13 protein-coding genes are annotated in these 16,842 nt (G+C 65.7%); 5 read left to right on the top strand and 8 right to left on the bottom strand.

The features are described from left to right. Positions 1-39: 39 nt before the first annotated feature. The 4 genes from fdhE to fdnG all read right to left on the bottom strand — a co-directional run bounded on the left by fdhE (position 40) and on the right by fdnG (position 5,725). Complete coding sequence (gene fdhE, locus U4Y88_RS26140; RefSeq protein WP_224015190.1) at positions 40-972, bottom strand: formate dehydrogenase accessory protein FdhE; 933 nt, start codon at positions 970-972, stop codon at positions 40-42. Between the two features lie 111 nt (positions 973-1,083). Continuing rightward, on the bottom strand, positions 1,084-1,710 hold the full coding sequence (locus tag U4Y88_RS26135) for a formate dehydrogenase subunit gamma (RefSeq protein WP_224015192.1): 627 nt from the start codon (positions 1,708-1,710) through the stop codon (positions 1,084-1,086). Beyond that, positions 1,697-2,644: a formate dehydrogenase subunit beta gene (gene fdxH / locus U4Y88_RS26130; RefSeq protein ID WP_321787370.1), complete on the bottom strand. Its 948-nt coding sequence runs from the start codon at positions 2,642-2,644 to the stop codon at positions 1,697-1,699. Before fdxH ends, U4Y88_RS26135 begins: the two co-directional genes overlap by 14 nt. Before the next feature lie 9 nt (positions 2,645-2,653). Next, positions 2,654-5,725, bottom strand: a complete 3,072-nt coding sequence (gene fdnG / locus U4Y88_RS26125) for a formate dehydrogenase-N subunit alpha (RefSeq protein WP_321787369.1) — start codon at positions 5,723-5,725, stop codon at positions 2,654-2,656. A gap of 358 nt (positions 5,726-6,083) precedes the next feature. Here fdnG and U4Y88_RS26120 point away from each other — a divergent pair, with 358 nt between their 5' ends. Together U4Y88_RS26120 and U4Y88_RS26115 are read left to right on the top strand one after the other, a co-directional pair. Next, the gene (locus U4Y88_RS26120) at positions 6,084-7,574 is read left to right on the top strand and encodes a YihY/virulence factor BrkB family protein (RefSeq protein ID WP_321787367.1); all 1,491 of its coding nucleotides are present in this window, start codon (positions 6,084-6,086) and stop codon (positions 7,572-7,574) included. Positions 7,575-7,942: 368 nt separating this feature from the next. Next, positions 7,943-9,133: a porin gene (locus U4Y88_RS26115; RefSeq protein ID WP_321787365.1), complete on the top strand. Its 1,191-nt coding sequence runs from the start codon at positions 7,943-7,945 to the stop codon at positions 9,131-9,133. Positions 9,134-9,418: 285 nt separating this feature from the next. Here U4Y88_RS26115 and U4Y88_RS26110 read toward each other — a convergent pair whose 3' ends face one another. The 3 genes from U4Y88_RS26110 to U4Y88_RS26100 form a co-directional block, all read right to left on the bottom strand. Further along, positions 9,419-10,318: a LysR substrate-binding domain-containing protein gene (locus U4Y88_RS26110; RefSeq protein ID WP_321787363.1), complete on the bottom strand. Its 900-nt coding sequence runs from the start codon at positions 10,316-10,318 to the stop codon at positions 9,419-9,421. Positions 10,319-10,582: 264 nt separating this feature from the next. Then, entirely contained in the window at positions 10,583-11,029 is a 447-nt protein-coding gene (locus U4Y88_RS26105) for an HU family DNA-binding protein (RefSeq protein ID WP_065059517.1), read from the bottom strand. A 345-nt stretch (positions 11,030-11,374) separates the two neighbouring features. Then, positions 11,375-12,946 (bottom strand): PLP-dependent aminotransferase family protein, encoded by a 1,572-nt coding sequence (locus U4Y88_RS26100; RefSeq protein WP_321787361.1) that lies wholly within the window; start codon positions 12,944-12,946, stop codon positions 11,375-11,377. A 28-nt stretch (positions 12,947-12,974) separates the two neighbouring features. Here U4Y88_RS26100 and U4Y88_RS26095 point away from each other — a divergent pair, with 28 nt between their 5' ends. Continuing rightward, complete coding sequence (locus tag U4Y88_RS26095) at positions 12,975-13,208, top strand: hypothetical protein (RefSeq protein WP_321787359.1); 234 nt, start codon at positions 12,975-12,977, stop codon at positions 13,206-13,208. A gap of 60 nt (positions 13,209-13,268) precedes the next feature. On the opposite strand, the gene U4Y88_RS26090 is transcribed toward U4Y88_RS26095, so the two are convergent. Next, the gene (locus U4Y88_RS26090) at positions 13,269-14,786 is read right to left on the bottom strand and encodes an oligopeptide:H+ symporter (protein ID WP_321787357.1); all 1,518 of its coding nucleotides are present in this window, start codon (positions 14,784-14,786) and stop codon (positions 13,269-13,271) included. A gap of 359 nt (positions 14,787-15,145) precedes the next feature. On the opposite strand from U4Y88_RS26090, the gene U4Y88_RS26085 reads away from it, so the two are divergent. Together U4Y88_RS26085 and U4Y88_RS26080 are read left to right on the top strand one after the other, a co-directional pair. Further along, the gene (locus U4Y88_RS26085) at positions 15,146-15,829 is read left to right on the top strand and encodes a DJ-1/PfpI family protein (RefSeq protein WP_321787355.1); all 684 of its coding nucleotides are present in this window, start codon (positions 15,146-15,148) and stop codon (positions 15,827-15,829) included. Positions 15,830-16,170: 341 nt separating this feature from the next. Beyond that, positions 16,171-16,524, top strand: a complete 354-nt coding sequence (locus tag U4Y88_RS26080) for a DUF4148 domain-containing protein (protein WP_224018329.1) — start codon at positions 16,171-16,173, stop codon at positions 16,522-16,524. Positions 16,525-16,842 lie beyond the last annotated feature (318 nt).

The raw sequence follows: 16,842 nt of genomic DNA, 5'->3' as shown, positions 1-16,842 counted from the left end.
CGTGTTGCAGATCCGTTTCGCTCATGGGCGGGGTTCGCGTCATTGATCGGCAGGCGCTTCGGGATACAGCAGCGGATTCGCGCTCGCGCGCCTGTATCCGGCTTCGCTCATCAGCAAGTCGAGCGTGAGGCTCGCGAGATCGTCGGCGAGCGGTTCGAAGTCGAGATCCTTCTCCTGATAGCCGATCTTGCGATACGTATGGCATTCGTCGCACGATTCGGCCTTCAGCGCGCCGTTGCCGCCTTCGATGCCGTGATACGCGATGCCCTTGGTCGAATCGCAATTCGTGCATTTGACGCGCACCACGTGATGCTCGGTCGCGCACAGGCTGCATTGCGTGAAGCGATAACCCTGCAACGCGCCGCCCACGCGCACGATGCTCGCGACCGGCGGCGTGCCGCACACCGGGCACACGCCGGGCGCATCGACATAGGGCACGTCGCGCGCGTTCAGGCGGCTCGCGAGATCGGTCCACACCACTTGCAGCGCGGCCATGATGAACGGCGCGGTGGCCGGCGACACTTCGCTATGACGCTGCGCGAGCAATGCGTCGGCTTGCGCGTCGAGTTGCGCGTCGCTCATCGCACGCAACGCATCGAGCACTTTCGCGAGCGCGGGCGTCACCGCGCCCGCGGCTTCCACGCGGTCGGCGAGACGGCGCAGCACCTCGCGCCATTGCGGATCGCGTTCGCCGCCGAGCGCAGGCAGGATCGGCATCGAATGGCGTTGCGCGTGCTCGATGGCCTCGCGCTCGGGCATACGCGCGTCGAGAGGGTCGAGCGCCTGCTGCTGCGCGTCGACGAGCGCCGCCATCAACCGCACATAGCCGCCGATGGGATTGTGGTCCGCGAGCTTGCGCAGCCGCGCCGCGCGTTCCTTGAACAGCGTGGCGCGTTCGGGCAGACGAATGCGCGGAATCGCGGAAGGATCTTGAGTCTGAATCTGCTCAGGGTCGAGTATGCGTTGCGTCACGGCGAGTCTTCTCCCACACCTGCTCCGACAAACAAAAAGCCGCCGCGCCTTCGCAGGCGGGCGGCTTGCCGGCGGCGCGCGCCACGCGCAAGGCGTGAGCGCACGCGAGCCTTATTTGATGCTCTCGCGGAACCAGCGCGGATGATGCTTGCGCGCCCAGCCCCACGTCACATAACCGCGCGTCATGGCGCCGATCGATCCCTTCACCCAGAGCGCCGCATAGATATGCACGACGATGGAGACGATCAGCACGAAGGCCGCGGCCGCATGCACGACGGAGGCCACGCGGATCACCGTGATCGGGAAATAGAACGAGAAATAGCGACGCCAGATCACGATGCCGCTCACGAGCAGCAGCACGAGGCAAACCACCAGCGTGAAGAATAACAGCTTCTGTCCCGCATTGTATTTACCGATTTCCGGCAGCTTGTCCTCGCGGTTGTTGAGCACGTCGTCCATCTGTTTGAGCCATTGAATATCGGCTTTGTCCAGATAGTTGTGATGCCAGAAACGCAGCACGAGAATCATGAACGACACGAACATCACCACGCCGATGAACGGATGCAGAATGCGCGTCCACTGCCCGCCGCCGAACAGCGCGGAGAGCCAGAACATCGCCGGATGAAACATCGCGAGACCGGAGAGCGCGAGCAGCACGAACGTGATCGCCGTAATCCAGTGATTGCTGCGCTCGTTGGCCGTGTAACGCTGGATCAGACGCGGTTTAGGGTCGTTCATCGTTGCGCTCCTCGGGAGGTTCGCCGCGGGATTCGCGAATGCGCCGCGCTTCGTCTACGGCGGCCTGTTCGTCTTCGGCATGCGTTTCGTTCGGGCCGATGCGCGTGTAGTGGAAGAAGCCCGCCAGCGCCGCGACCGCAATGCCCGCGAGCGCGAGCGGCTTCGCCATGCCCTTCCACAAGCGCACGAACGGACTGATGCGCGGATTGTCGGGCAAGCCGTGATAGAGCGACGGCTTGTCGGCGTGATGCAGCACGTACATCACGTGCGTGCCGCCCACGCCCGGCGGATCGTAGAGACCGGCCTTGTCGAAGCCGCGCTCCTTGAGGTCCTCGATGCGCTCGGCCGCGTGCACTTTCATGTCCTCCTTGGTGCCGAACACGATCGCGCCCGTCGGGCAGGTCTTCACGCAGGCGGGCTCCTGCCCCACGGCCACGCGGTCGGAACAGAGCGTGCATTTATACACGCGATGTTCCGTCTTCGAGAGCCGCGGAATATTGAACGGACAGCCCGTGATGCAATAGCCGCAGCCGATGCAGTTTTCCTCGTGAAAATCGACGATGCCGTTCGTGTACTGCACGATCGCGCCCGGCGAAGGACACGCCTTCAAACAGCCCGGATCCTCGCAATGCATGCAACCGTCCTTGCGGATCAGCCATTCGAGGTTGCCGTCCGGGTTCTCGTATTCCGTGAAGCGCATCACGGTCCACGAGTGCTCGGTGAGGTCGCGCGGATTGTCGTACACGCCGGTGTTGATGCCGACTTCGTCGCGCAGGTCGTTCCATTCCATGCATGCGGTCTGACACGCCTTGCAGCCGATGCATTTGGTGACGTCGATAAGCTTCGCGACCGTGCCCGTGACCGGCTCGCGCACGCCCGGCGGCGGCGTGGTGGTGGCCGACTGGCGTTTGACGTCGAGTGACTGTAGTGCCATGTTCCCCCCTTACGCCTTTTCCACTTTCACGAGGAAGGACTTGAACTCGGGCGTCTGCGAATTGCCGTCGCCGACGGGCGGCGTGAGCGTATTCGTCAGATAGCCGGGTTTCGTCAGTCCCGTGAAGCCCCAGTGCAGCGGCACGCCCACGGTGTGCACCTTCTTGCCCTCGATCGTGAGCGCCTTGATGCGCTTGGTGACCACGGCCACCGCGATCAGATAGCCGCGGTTGCTCGACACCTTGACGCGTCCGCCGTCGACCACGCCCACTTCCTTCGCCAGCTCCTCGCCGATCTCGACGAATTGCTGCGGCTGGATGATGGCGTTCAGCCGCGCGTGCTTGGTCCAGAAATGGAAATGCTCGGTGAGGCGATACGTGGTCGCGACATGCGGGAAGTTCTGCGCGGTGCCGAACGTCTTGCGGTCGTCCGGGAACACGCGCGCCGCCGGATTGCTGGTGGCCTGCGGATTGTTGGGATGGAACGGGTTGTAGCCGAGCGGATTCTCGAAGGGTTCGTAATGCTCGGGGAACGGTCCTTCGTTCATGCCGTCGCGCGCGAAGAAACGCGCCACGCCCTCGGGGTTCATGATGAACGGCCCCATGCCGAGATCGGGCGACTCATCCACCTTGTAGTCGGGCACGTCCGCGCCCGTCCACGCCGCGCCGTTCCAGCCAATCAGCTTGCGCGTGGGATCGAAGGGCTTGCCCGCCGTATCGCACGAGGCGCGGTTATACAGAATGCGCCGGTTCGCGGGCCACGCCCACGCCCAGTTGAGCGTCTGGCCGATACCGGTCGGGTCGGAGTTGTCGCGACGGCCCATCTGATTGCCCGCCTGGGTCCACGCGCCGCAGAAGATCCAGCAGCCGCTCGCGGTGGTGCCGTCGTCCTTCAGTTGCGCGAAGCCGGAAAGCAGATCGCCCTTCTTCACGAGCACCTTGGTCGGGTCCTTCGCGTCGGTCTGATCGGCGAGCGCCTTGCCGTTGTATTCCTTCGCGAGTTCCTCGGGCGTGGGGCTCGCGGGATCGGAATACGGCCAGCTCAGCTTGACGATCGGATCGGGCAGCTTGCCGCCGTCCTTCTGATACGCCGCGCGGATACGCAGGAACAGCCCCGACATGATCTCCAGATCGCTCCTCGCCTCGAACGGCGGCTCCGCGCCCTTCCAGTGCCATTGCAGCACGCGGCTCGAACTGACGAGCGAGCCGTTTTCCTCCGCGAAGCAGGTGGTGGGCAGGCGGAACACCTCGGTCTGGATCGACGCCGTATCGACATCGTTGAACTCGCCGTACTTCTTCCAGAACTCGGACGTTTCGGTCGCGAGCGGGTCCATGATGACGAGCCACTTGAGCTTGCCCAGCGCGGACAGCGTCTTGGCCTTGTCGGGCGCCGACGCGATCACGTTGAAGCCCTGGCAGATATAGCCGTTGACCTTGCCCTGATTCATCAGCTCGATGGTCTGCAAGAGATCGTAGGGCTTGTCGAGCTTGGGCAGCCAGTCGTAACCCCAGTTGTTTTCCTGGGTCGCGTTGTCGCCCCACCACGCCTTCATGAAGCTCACGAAGAACGCGCCGTAGTGCTGCCAGTAGCTGAGCTGATTGGGCCGCATGGGCTGCGAGGCGCGCTTCTTGATGTAGCCGTCGTAGTCCTGTTCGCCCTCGGTCGGCAGCGTCATGTAGCCGGTGAGCAGATTCGACATCAGCCCGAGGTCGGTGAGACCCTGGATGTTCGAGTGCCCGCGCAGCGCGTTCATGCCGCCGCCCGCGATGCCGATGTTGCCGAGCAACAATTGCACCATCGCGCCGGTGCGGATCATCTGCGCGCCGATCGAGTGATGGGTCCAGCCGAGCGCGTACAGGATCGTGCCCGCGCGGCCCGGCACCGCCGTGCTCGCCAGCATTTCGCACACCTTGAGGAATTTATCCTTCGGCGTGCCGCAGACCTTCTCCACCATCTCCGGCGTATAGCGCGAGTAATGCAGCTTGAGCAGCTGATACACGCAGCGCGGATTCTGCAGGGTGTCGTCGGTTTTCACGAAACCGTCGTCGCCGATTTCGTAGTTCCACGACGCCTTGTCGGGATACGCGTGCTTCGCCGGATCGTAGCCCGAATAAATGCCGTCGTTGAACGCGAAATCGTCGCGCACGATGAACGAGAAGTCCGTGTAGTTCTTCACGTACTCGTGCTGGATCTTGTCGTTCGTGAGCAGCCAGTTGATGACGGCGCCCAGGAAAGCGATGTCCGTGCCGGTGCGAATCGGCGCGTAATAGTCCGCGACCGATGCCGTGCGCGTGAAGCGCGGATCCACCACGATGAGCCGCGCCTTGCGGTGCGCCTTCGCCTCCGTGACCCACTTGAAGCCGCACGGGTGCGCCTCGGCCGCATTGCCGCCCATCACCAGAATCACGTCCGCATTGCGAATGTCGACCCAATGGTTCGTCATCGCACCACGGCCAAACGTCGGGGCAAGACCTGCCACCGTCGGGCCGTGTCAGACACGCGCCTGGTTGTCGAATGCGAGCAGGCCCATCGAGCGGGCCACTTTATGCGTGAGGTAACCGACTTCGTTGCTGCCCGCCGACGCGGCCAGCATGCCGGTGGTCAGCCAGCGGTTGACGGTCTTGCCGTCCGCTGTTTTCTCGACGAAGTTCGCGTCGCGATCTTCCTTGAGCAGCTTCGCGATGCGGTCGAGCGCCTCGTCCCACGAGATGCGTTTCCACTCGTTCGACCCCGCCGCCCGGTATTCCGGGTACTTGAGCCGGTTCGGGCTGTGAATGAAGTCGATCAGGCTCGCGCCCTTCGGGCAGAGCGTGCCGCGGTTGACCGGATGATCGGGATCGCCCTCGATGTGGATGATGCTCGCCGTGGCGTTCTTCGCGCCGTCGCCGAGACCGTACATGAGGATGCCGCAACCCACCGAGCAGTACGGGCAGGTATTGCGGGTTTCAGTGGTACGCGCCAGTTTGTATTGTCGGACTTCGGCAAGCGCGTCGGCGGGCGCGAAGCCCATCAACGCGAGGCTGGATCCTGCCAGCGACGTAGCCGTGACCTTGAGGAACTGACGCCGGGACATCTGCAACATGATTGCGTCCTCGGCTTTCTGGTTGTGGGTCGTTTCAGTATAAGACGTTTTGGGCGCCGGATCGCGCGAGATGCACCGCGCAGATCCAGCGCGCCCGGGTATTGCGCTTGCTATATTCGTGTGACTAACTTCGTGTGACTCACGCGTGGGGCCGCCGGGCTTCGGGGCGCTTCGGGACTTGAAGCGAAACGCGATCTGCTCCATGCCTGCGGGATCGGTTGCGCGCGCCGCGACCGGCTGCAACGCAGCACGTCGACCAGCACGACGCAGCATTTCGAAACAGCACGAACCAGCACGAACCAGCAGCGAGCCGCAACCGCATCACCCTGTTTTCACGCCGAACCGCGGGACGTCGATCATGGCAACTATTTCCTCCGAACGGCTCGAATCGGCCGCGCGCAAAGAAGCGTCGTGGGCGGTAGGCGCCTGCCGCCAGTTCATCGCCAACCGCTGCCCGTCGCTCGCCGCCAGCATTGCCTTCTATTCCGCGTTTTCGCTCGCGCCGACGCTGGTCATGGTGATCGCCGTGGCGGGCTGGTTTTTCGGCGCCGACGCGGCGCGCGGCGAGTTGTTCCGCCAGGTTCACAACGTGCTCGGCAACGACGCCGCCGCCGCCATCACCACCATCGTGCAGAACGCCCATCGCGCGGGCAGCGCGGGCGGCGTCGCCGCCGTGATCTCGCTGGCGATGCTCGCGGTCGGCGCTTCCGCAACGTTTTCGTCGCTCAATTCCGCACTCAATATTGTTTGGCCGCTCGAAGGGCCGCGCTCGTCGTCGGTCTTCGCGCTCGTGCGCGTGCGGCTGATCTCGTTCGGCCTCGTGCTGGGCGTCGCCTTTCTCCTGATTGTTTCGCTGGTGCTCGACGCGGCCATCACCTTCGTCGGCCAGTGGCTGATGGGCGAATCGACCTATCTGATCATCGGCAACATCATCCAGCTCGTGGTCGGGCTGCTGGTGCTCGCGGTCGCGTTCGCGGGGCTGATGAAATTTCTGCCCGATGCGCCCGTGCAGTGGCGCGACGCGCTGGTCGGCGGCATCGTCGCGGCCGTGCTGTTTTCGGTCGGCAAGAAGCTGTTCGCGCTTTATCTGGCGCACGCCGGCATGGCCACGGCGTTCGGCGCGGCCGGGTCGCTGGCCGTGCTGCTGATGTGGCTGTATTTCTCGGCGGCGGTGCTGCTGCTCGGCGCGGAGTTTTCCGCCGCGCGCGGCCGTCTGCACGATCCGCGCGGCGCGTGGGGAATGCTGGAGGAAACGCCGCCGGGCAGCCGCGCCAAGCTGGCTTCGGTACTGGCCGCGTCCACCATTGCGCCGATGCGCGAAGCGGCGGCGGGCGCGCAGATGGCGAAAGCCATCGCGGCGGGCAGCGGCGCGGATGCGGCGGGGAACGGTGCGAATGGTGCGGATGGTGCGACCAGTGCGAACGGCGGCAACGGCGCGACTCGCGCAGGCCATGGTGCAGCCCGTGGAGCAACCGCCGAACCGGCCCCCGGCGCCATCGGCGCCGCACCGCCTTATGCCGCGGCCATCGCCGCCAGCGTGCAGCCGGGCGTGCCTCCGCGCGCCGCCGACGCCCCGCTGCGCGCGATCGGCAAGGCCCGGTCGGCGGGCGGCGCATTCGCGCGCCGGCACGGCGGCGGCCTGCAGATCCGACGCTCGGTCGTGCGTCTCGAAGACAGCGCCACCTACGCCGCCGCTTTGACGCTGGTCCAGGCGGGCCGCACGGTTGCGGCCGCCGACCGCTACGTCAAACGCCACCCGTGGAGTTCGGTCCTGATCGTGGCGAGCGCCGCGATCGCCATGACCGCCGCCACCGGACGCCGTCACACCGTCGGCCGCCGCAAGGGCTGAACGCCGCTGCCGCACCTCCCGCCCGCGCCCGGCACCCACGTCAGTCGGGCGTTCGACCGGTAATACTTCGCGCACTCCAGGCGCAACCAGGGCACACCCCTAGTTGCACCCTGTTTACCCTGATTCGCCATCTCGCGAGGTTGCACATTTCGCCACTTGTATCAGAAACGACAATAATGCAGAGTCAACAATCCAATATTTCGTTATCAGGAAGAATCGCTCAATAGCCCGTGTCATAAGGGCTCGTGAGGCGGTGTCAGCTTTTTGCGACACTGATTTTTTTTTAATTCTAGGGATTTGCACCCCTGCGTTATTCTCCATCGCGCAACAGCAACAATTAAACCAAACAACTGCGTGGAGAAAACTGGATGAAACGAATCGCACTCTCGACCCTTTCCGTGGCACTGCTGGCCGCAACGGGCGCAGCACACGCACAAAGCAGCGTGACCCTGTATGGCGTGATCGATGAATCGATCCAGTGGGCACACAACACCATGGATGCCAACGGCAACAACGCAAACCTCGTTGGCCTCTATGCAGGCAATATCTCGGGCGATCGCTGGGGCCTCAAGGGCACGGAAGATCTGGGCGGTGGCCTGAAGGCTATCTTCCAGTTGGAAAACGGCTTTGACCTGAACACCGGCGCTGCACAGCAAGGCGGCCGCATGTTCGGTCGTCAGGCATTCGTCGGCCTGACGCATGACCAGTACGGCACCGTGACGCTGGGCCGCCAGTACGACCCGCTGGTCGACATGGTTCAGCCGCTGACCGCCGACAACTACTTCGGCAGCACGTTCACGACGCCGGGCGACATCGACAACAACGACAACAGCTCGCGTACCAACAACGCGATCAAGTACGTCTCGCCGGTTCTGAGCGGCTTCCAGTTCGAAGGCCTGTACGCACTGGGCGGCGTCGCGGGCGCGACGGGCTCGGGCCAGACGTGGTCGGCTGCCGCCACGTACGGCATCGGCTCGTTCAACATCGCCGCGGGCTACTTCCGCGCCGACAACTCGTCGAGCCTCTCGGATCGTTCGACGTCGGCATGGAGCACGGTCTCGACGTCGGGCGCTGTGTTCGACAACCAGATCACGGAAGGCTACCAGACGGCCAAGTCGCTCGGCATCGCTTCGATCGCCCTGCAATACGTCGCCGGTCCGTTCACGTTCGGCGCACGTTACAGCAACGTCCAGTTCAAGCCGGACGCGTACTCGACGGCTCTGAACCCGGGCTTCACGTCGACCGAGCGCTTCAACATCGCTGCTGGCTTCCTCGGCTATCAACTGACGCCGGCGATGCTGCTGGGCCTCGGCTACACGTACACGCACGGCGCGGGCAACGTGTCGAACACGTACCACCAGGTGTCGATCGGCGCGGACTACAACCTGTCGAAGCGCACCGACCTGTACGCACTGGCTGCTTACCAGCACGCCAACGGCACGCAGCTGAACGCGGACGGCTCGACGTCGGTCGCCGGCGCGGCAATCGGCTCGTACAGCTACAACTCGGCTTCGAGCTCGCAAGAGCTGGTCAGCCTCGGCATCCGCCACAAGTTCTAATCGAGCAGCCAGGCCGGGCGCGAGCCCGGCGGCGCGAAGAGACCTCGCAGCTAAAAAGCACACGCTGCATGAGCCAGCCCCAAGCGAAAGCCGGGCTGGCTTTTTTATTGCCGCTGCACTTCTGCACCGCTGTATCTCTGCGGCTCCTGCGCAAGTTGCGCGACCGCCCCCCCGGCAGCCAGTCGATCACAGCATCCTGCGTGCGATGGCAGCCTCGCGCTCGGCGCTCGACGTCGTCTTCGACGTCACCCGAAACGCCACCCCAACGTCACCCGCCACGCGCCCTCAGCGCAACCTGCCCAGCGCCGCCACCGCCTGATCGACGAACGCCTGCGCAAGCGGCGCACGCTCCTGCTCCGCATAACGCGCCACGTAAAGCGGCTCCGGCAACGCGGGCGCGAAGCGCTTCACCGCCACGCGTGCACTCGCGGCCGCCGCCGTGAGCGGATCGATCAGCGCGATGCCGCAGCCCGCTTCCACGAGCGTCACGACCGCCTGCGCGAGACTCGCCTCGACGCCCAGACGGCGCGTCACGCCGCATTCCGAAAACGCACGGTCGACCCGCAAACGCGCCTCCGTTCCCGCCGCGAACGAGACGAAAGCCTCGCCCTCGCAGTCCGCCGCACTCACCGCGCGCTTGCGCGCGAGACGATGGCCGCGCGGCACGATGCAGCGCATCGGCCACTCGCCGAGCAAATCGAGCCGCACCGCGCGCGGCGCCGCTGCCGCGCCGACAAACGCCAGATCGCAGCGCCGCGCCGCAACACGCTCTAGCGCGAGCGCGGGCTCCAGCGCGAGCAGCGCCACGTCGACACCCGCATGCTCGTGCGCGAACGCCGCCGCCACGCGCGGCAGAAAATCCGCGGCGAACTCCGGCGCGCCCGCGATGCACAGCGCGCCGCGACGCTGCTCGCGAATCTGCGCCGCCGCCTGAATGACCCGCTCGAATCCCGTGAAGGCCCGCTCGACTTCCTCGTGCAGCGCGTGCGCGTGCGCGGTCGGCCAGAGGCGTCCGTTGCGGCGCTCGAACAGCGCGAACCCGACGCCCGCCTCGAAGTCGGCGAGCAGACGGCTCACCGCCGGTTGCGAGACGCCGAGCGCCGCCGCCGCGCGCGTCACGGTGCGCGCCTGCATCAAGGCACGAAACGCTTCGATCTGGCGGATGCTGGGTTCGGAATCAGGCATAACATCGAAGCATGGATGAAACGGAAATCTCGGAACTTGCGTTAAGAATCGGCAGGCCGTTCGTCACAATCGCCCTAGGATTACGGCTCATTGCTGACAAGACACATCAATAACATCTGAACATAGATAATACGCCCGCCACATCGCCGCTACGTTTCTCGCGCGCAAATAAAAATCCCCGCGGGCGCGATGCCAACGGGGATTCTTTGGGTACTGAAGCAAAAGCTGACGCAAACCGTGACCGCGAGGCCACGGCGAAGGCGATTAGCCTGCTGCTGCGTCCTTCAGCTTCTTCAGTGCGCGTGCCTTGACGCGGACCGATGCCGGCTTGGCCGGGAACCAGCGCTCTTCACCCGTGAACGGGTCCTTGCCGAAGCGCTTCTTCTTCGCCGGAACAGCCTGAACGACGATCTTCAGAAGACCCGACAGCGTGAACTCGCCGGCGCCCTTCTTGTGGACCGAACCCAGGATCGTGTCTTCCAGCGCGGCGAGCACGGCCTTCGTGGCCTTCGGCTCGACGCCAGCGCGCTCAGCAACGTGAGCAGCCAGCGAGGCCTTCGTGAAGGTGTCCTTGATCGGCGACGAAACGCCGGACGCCTTCACGGCGACCTTCTTAGCTGCGGCCGTCTTGGCGGGCGCTTTCTTTGCTGCAACTTTCTTGGTAGCCGGGGCTGCTGCCTTTTTGGCTACTTTCTTTGCGGAAGTCGGCATGTTTCTCCTACCAGTGTTGGTCAGTGAGTCGACGAAGCACAGCGGGATGCAAATGCTTCAACGGCGGATTCTACAAGCGTGCAAGCGTTTTGCGTGATTCTTTTGCATCGCAGATGCAAATCTGTTGCTCCGCGCTGACTGCACGACGCATTTTGACACCTGTTTACAGGGGTAAACGCGCTCCCGAGCGCCTCGCGTGCGACGCGTCCGCGTCGGTCCGACACAGCCGCGATGGCGCAAAAACGCCACACGTATGGCGTTTTTGCGCCGCTGGAGTCGTTTTTGCGTCGTGCAGAAGACACTTCAGCGGGGTAAAGACACGCCCGCAATGTGCCGTAACAGCTTTTACGACGTCTGCAATCGCGTCGCGAGCGCGGCGAGCGCCGTGTCGATCTGCTCGACCTCCACCGCGCCGTAGCCGAACAAAAAGCCGCGCTGCGCCGGTTCGCGCAGATGAAACGGCGTGAGCGCATGCAAGCCGACCGACGCCGCGCGCGCCGCTGCCACGAGCGCGGCTTCGTCGGCGCCCGGCGCGAGACGCGCGGCCAGGTGCAGGCCCGCGGTGTTCGGCATCACGGGTTCGAGCCAGCGCGCGAGCGGCCCGCGCAAATGCGCGAGCAAGGCCGCGCGCCGCGCCGCATAGGTCTGATGCATGCGCCGCAGATGCCGCGCGAAATGGCCGTTGAGCATGAAGCTTGCGAGCGCCGTCTGCGTCAGCATGCAGCCGTGGCAGTCGGCGACCTGGCGCGCGCGCATCAGCGGTGCGGCGAGCGCGGCGGGCGGCACCATGTAGCCCACACGCAGCTCGGGGAAAATCGTCTTCGAAAAGGTGCCCACATACGCCACGAGACCCGCTTGATCGAGACTCTTGAGCGGCTCCAGCGAGCGTCCCTCGAAGCGGAACTCGCAGTCGTAGTCGTCTTCGATCACGAGCGCGCCGCGCGCCTGCGCCCATTCGAGCAGCGCCACGCGCCGTTCGAGACTCATCGGCATGCCGAGCGGAAACTGATGCGACGGCGTCACGTAGACGATGCGCGCCGCCTCCGGCAACTGGTCGACGATCAGGCCGTCGCCGTCGACGGGCACCGGCACGACCGTCGCGCCCAGCGAGGCGAAGATGTCGCGCGCGGGCGGATAACCGGGATCTTCGACGGCGACCGTATCGCCGGGACGCAGCATCACGCGCGCCAGCAAAGTCAGCGCCTGCTGCGCGCCCTGCGTGACGATCACCTCGTCCCAGTTGCTCTCCACCGCGCGGTTGAAGGCGAGATAGCGCGCGATCGCAAGACGCAGACTCTCCTCGCCCGCCGGCTCGCGATACGCGCCGTGGCCGCGCGCCTGCACGCGCAGCGCCTCGTTCACGCAGCGGCGCCAGACGTCGAACGGAAAGCGCGACTTGTCGATCACGCCGCCCGCGAAATCGCAGACGAGCCGCGCATCGGGACGCGGCAGCGCGAGCATGCCGTCGGACGCGCCTTCGTCCACGCGCCACCATGGCTGCGCCTGCACGCCGGGCGGCACGGCGGTCTGGCGGTTAGCTTCGCGGCTTGCGTTGCGGCTCGGGTCACGGCTCGGGTCACGGCTTGGTTCGAGGCTTGCTTCGAGGCGTGCTTCGGCGGCCTGCGCCGCGCGGATCTGCGCGTTCGCATGCACGGGCGTGCGCGCGGGCAGACGCTCCAGCGTTTCAGCGACGAAGGTGCCCGAACCGCGCCGCGCGACCAGATAGCCTTCGGCGAGCAGACGCTCGAACACGTCGAGCGTGGTCTTGCGCGAGACCTTCAGTTGCAGCGCGAGGTCGCGCGTGGACGGCAGGCGCGTGCCGCCCGCCAGCCGTCCCTCGACGATGCGCTCGCGCAACTGCCGGTAGATCTGCCCGGCGAGATCGCGGCGGCCTGAAACGGTGACGTGGAGATCCATGCGGAAAACGGGAAAACGGTCGATGCGGATGGGCGGCGCGATTCAACGCGCGAAACGTGCGAAACGTGCGAAACGCGCGAAACACACGATCAAACGCGCGGATAGCGCACGCTCGCCTTGCCTCGCGGTGGCGCAGGCGATTAGCGGTGATCAGCAGGAATATTGCCAGAATGGCGCTAACAACGCGTTCCTGCACGCGCGAACGTCCCATTGCGATTTCGCCGCGCAAGCGATCGCGTCCAACAAAAAACGCCCGGACTGACGCAACGTCCGGGCGCTCTCCTCACGTGCCGCGCCTACCGCACAGCGCGCGCGTCGCGTATTAAGCGGCGGCTGAAGGCTCGCGCTCGTCGCCTTTAACCTGGACGCTGCTCGCATGATGCTCGCGCGAGAGGCGGCGCATCAGCGGCAGCAGCAACACCGCGATCAGCATGCCGAGCGCCGCGAGCCAGCCGAGGCCGGTAAACAGCCGCGTATAGAGCGGCAGCGACGTGACGGCGTCGAGTTCGCCCGACGGCATCTTCGCGAAATTCGCCACCACGCTGCCCAGATACTGCGAAACGCCCGTCGCGACCAGATACGCGCCCATCATGAAGCCGCCCATGCGCGCGGGCACGTAGCGCGCGACCATCGCGAGCCCGAGGCCGCTCACGAGCAGTTCGCCGAGCGAATAGAGGCCGTAGCCCGCCACCATGAACCACGACGACACGCGTCCGTCCACGGCGTAGCGTCCGCTGCCCGCGAACACGAAGAAGCCCGCCGCCACCACCGCGAAGCCGATCGCGTATTTGACGGCCACCGCCACATCGCGGCCGCGCCTGGCGAGCGACGTGTAAAGCATCGCGAGCGGCGGCGAAAGCAGCATGATCCAGATCGGATTGAGCGCCTGGAATTGCGCCGCGCTCCAGCTAAAGAGCGCGTGGCCGAACAGCGAGAATTGCGGATCGACGTTGCGCAGCGCGAACAGCGTCAGCGAGGTCGACATCTGCTGATAGAAGATGAAGAACAGAATCACCTGGAACACGAGGATCAGCGCGGCGACGAGGCCCGCGCGCTCGGCGCGTTCGCAGCGCGCCAGCATCCACGCGAACACCAGCAGCACGGCGACACCCGCCGCATAGACGCAGGCCACCGCCACGTCCTTGTGCTGGAGCACGAACAGCGTGGCCGCGCCCAGCGCCACGCCGCCCACGGCGACGAGCGCCACGCGGCCGGGACGCAGCGGTTCGTCGTCGGGCGCGGAGCCGATGTGCGCGAGCGTGCGGCGCATCAGGAAGAAGTTGAGCACGCCGAACACCATGCCCGCGCAGCACACCGCGAAGGCCGCGTGCCAGCCCCAGTGATCCTTGATCCACGGCGTCGCGAGCATCGACACGGTCGAGCCGACGTTCACGGCCATGTAGTAGATCGTGAACGCGCTGTCGAGGCGCGCGTCGTCGCCCTCGTAGATGCGGCGCACGAGGTTGGCCGCGTTCGACTTGAACAGGCCGTTGCCGACCACGATCACGCCGAGCGACGCGAACATGTGGTGCAGGCTGTCGTTGGGCAGCGCCAGCATCAGGTAGCCGACGGCGAGCACGGCCGCGCCCGCGATCATCGAGCGGCGCGCGCCGAGCACCTGGTCGCCGATCCAGCCGCCGATGGCTGGCGCGGCATAGACGAGCGCCGTGAAGGCGCCCCACGTGAGATTGGCCTGGCTGTCGGTGAAGCCGACCTGACCGACCATGAAGAGGACGAGCAGCGCGGCCATGCCGTAGTAGCCGAAGCGCTCCCACATTTCGATCAGAAAGACGGTCGTGAAGGAGCGCGTCTGGGAGATGCCAGGAGTGGGGGGAGTCATGTCGAGTCCTGCGAATACAGAGTGGCCCGGATTGTACGCATGTGCGGACGGTGGCCGCGGTTAGCTGCGCGCGACGAGAATTTGCGCGGGTTTATGGGGCGTTTGTGCACAGTTCGCGGCGTGATCAGGCACGCTGAAGCGGCACGCGCCGCGCGTCTGCACCACGCTCGTGCGCGCGCAGCATGCGCGTCAGCGATCGCCATCGTCGATGGGCGCTGGCAGCTTTTACGCCTTTTTTGGCGCTCCGGCGCGCGCGCGGGAACCTAAAGTCGTGATGTGGGCCGTCGGCGAATTGCATCGTCATCGATGCCCTCACGCTTTCTTCAACGCTCCCTTCCCCTCACTCGACGGAACACAGCATGGCGCTCCAGATCGGCTTTCTCCTTTTCCCCAACGTACAGCCGCTCGATCTCTGCGGCCCCTGGGACGTGCTGGCGTCGATGCCCGACACGGCGGTGCGGCTCGTCGGCAAGACGCGCGACGCGGTCACCGGCGCGACCGGCCTCGTGCTCACGCCCGATACGACCTTCGACGATTGCCCGCCGCTCGACGTGATCTGCGTGCCGGGCGGCAGCGGCGTCGGCCCCCTGCTCGACGACGACGCCACGCTCGCCTTCCTGCAACGCCAGGCAAGCGGCGCGCGCTACGTCACATCGGTCTGCACAGGCGCGCTCGTGCTGGGCGCGGCAGGCCTGCTGCGCGGCCGCCGCGCGACCACGCACTGGGCCTTTCACACGCTGCTGGAGCCGTTCGGCGCGATCGCGGTCAAGGCGCGCGTGGTGCGCGACGGCAACCTGATCACGGGCGGCGGCATCACGGCGGGCATCGATTTCGCGCTGACGCTCGCGGCGGAACTGATCGGCGTGGAAGCGGCGCAAGCGCTGCAACTGGAGCTGGAATACGCGCCCGCGCCGCCGTTCGACGCGGGCAGTCCCGACAGCGCGCCGCCCGCCGTGGTCGAGCGCGTGCGCGCGCTCAACGCGGCGTCGCTGACCGAACGCGCGCGCCTCGTCGCGCACGCGGCGGCGAAGCTCGGCGTTTAGCGGCGCACGTTGATCGGGGCAACGCGTCACAACGTGGCATAACGCGGCGCAAGCGCCATAAACGGCATGGGCGGTGGAACCGGCATCCATTCACGCTCGCGCGCGAGGCGCACGCATCATGCGATAAACGCCGCGCAAAACCCCACGCCATCCCCGCTCAAAATGCGCGCGACAAGCGCCCTGCAAGCCAGGGTCGGCCTTGCTACCGTCTTCGGCACGGATCGTATACATTGGGCGCGGGCCGTCATGGGCCCGTCGACGGCGTCCGCGCGGACGCCGCTTCTCGCGTCCTTGCATCACAGCCCTAAACCAGCAGTACAAATCAACCAAGAGGGGTATCAATGCGTTCCACCACCAGCAAGCTGACTTTCGCCGCGGCCCTCGCCGCGTTCGCGCTCGGCGTCACCGCACCGGCCTTCGCTCAGGACGCCAGCGCACCGGCCGCCACGGAAGCCGCGCCCGCCGCCTCGGCGCCGCTCACCAAGGAACAGAAAGCGCAGCAACACAAGGAACAGAAAGCTCAGCAGAAGGCGCAGCACAAGGCCGAACGCAAGGCCGCCCGCGCCAAGAACAACGCGGAACTGAAGAAGCTCGAAGACGCCGGCTACAAGCCCGCGAACAACGACCCGAACTACCCGCAGAACATCCAGGACGCGCAGAAGAAGGCCGCTGCGGCCGCAGGCGCGAGCCAGTAACGCGCATGGGGGACCGGCGTGATAGCCGGTCCCCCTTTCCTTTTCCCCCGCCTTTCCCCCCACCTTTTCCCGCCTCGCCGCGATCTTCCCCGGCTCGCGCACCGCCTCCCCGACGTTTGCAACACAGTCGTTTCGCGCGCACCTTCAGCGCAGCGCCCTGCCCGATATGGGACGATCTTTCCCGCCATCGGCCAAACGCGCATCCGGCCCAGGATTAAACCGGTCGCCGATTTTGGCCGCGTGATAGCGGATCGATTGCCGACCGACGGCTGCCCGATAACCGATCCACAGCCACACCCAGGACACACGCACCGACAC

Origin of the sequence: Paraburkholderia sp. J94, assembly GCF_905220285.1 — a bacterium.
Lineage (GTDB): Bacteria > Pseudomonadota > Gammaproteobacteria > Burkholderiales > Burkholderiaceae > Paraburkholderia > Paraburkholderia tropica_A.
This window is presented reverse-complemented; position numbering and strand designations above follow the sequence as displayed.

Bases quoted from the DNA above. Each gene is read 5' to 3' on its own strand.
- U4Y88_RS26135 (WP_224015192.1), bottom strand. From the start codon at position 1,710: ATGAACGACCCTAAACCGCGTCTGATCCAGCGTTACACGGCCAACGAG.
- fdxH (WP_321787370.1), bottom strand. From the start codon at position 2,644: ATGGCACTACAGTCACTCGACGTCAAACGCCAGTCGGCCACCACCACG.
- U4Y88_RS26120 (WP_321787367.1), top strand. From the start codon at position 6,084: ATGGCAACTATTTCCTCCGAACGGCTCGAATCGGCCGCGCGCAAAGAA.
- U4Y88_RS26115 (WP_321787365.1), top strand. From the start codon at position 7,943: ATGAAACGAATCGCACTCTCGACCCTTTCCGTGGCACTGCTGGCCGCA.
- U4Y88_RS26110 (WP_321787363.1), bottom strand. From the start codon at position 10,318: ATGCCTGATTCCGAACCCAGCATCCGCCAGATCGAAGCGTTTCGTGCC.
- U4Y88_RS26105 (WP_065059517.1), bottom strand. From the start codon at position 11,029: ATGCCGACTTCCGCAAAGAAAGTAGCCAAAAAGGCAGCAGCCCCGGCT.
- U4Y88_RS26100 (WP_321787361.1), bottom strand. From the start codon at position 12,946: ATGGATCTCCACGTCACCGTTTCAGGCCGCCGCGATCTCGCCGGGCAG.
- U4Y88_RS26095 (WP_321787359.1), top strand. From the start codon at position 12,975: ATGGGCGGCGCGATTCAACGCGCGAAACGTGCGAAACGTGCGAAACGC.
- U4Y88_RS26090 (WP_321787357.1), bottom strand. From the start codon at position 14,786: ATGACTCCCCCCACTCCTGGCATCTCCCAGACGCGCTCCTTCACGACC.
- U4Y88_RS26085 (WP_321787355.1), top strand. From the start codon at position 15,146: ATGGCGCTCCAGATCGGCTTTCTCCTTTTCCCCAACGTACAGCCGCTC.
- U4Y88_RS26080 (WP_224018329.1), top strand. From the start codon at position 16,171: ATGCGTTCCACCACCAGCAAGCTGACTTTCGCCGCGGCCCTCGCCGCG.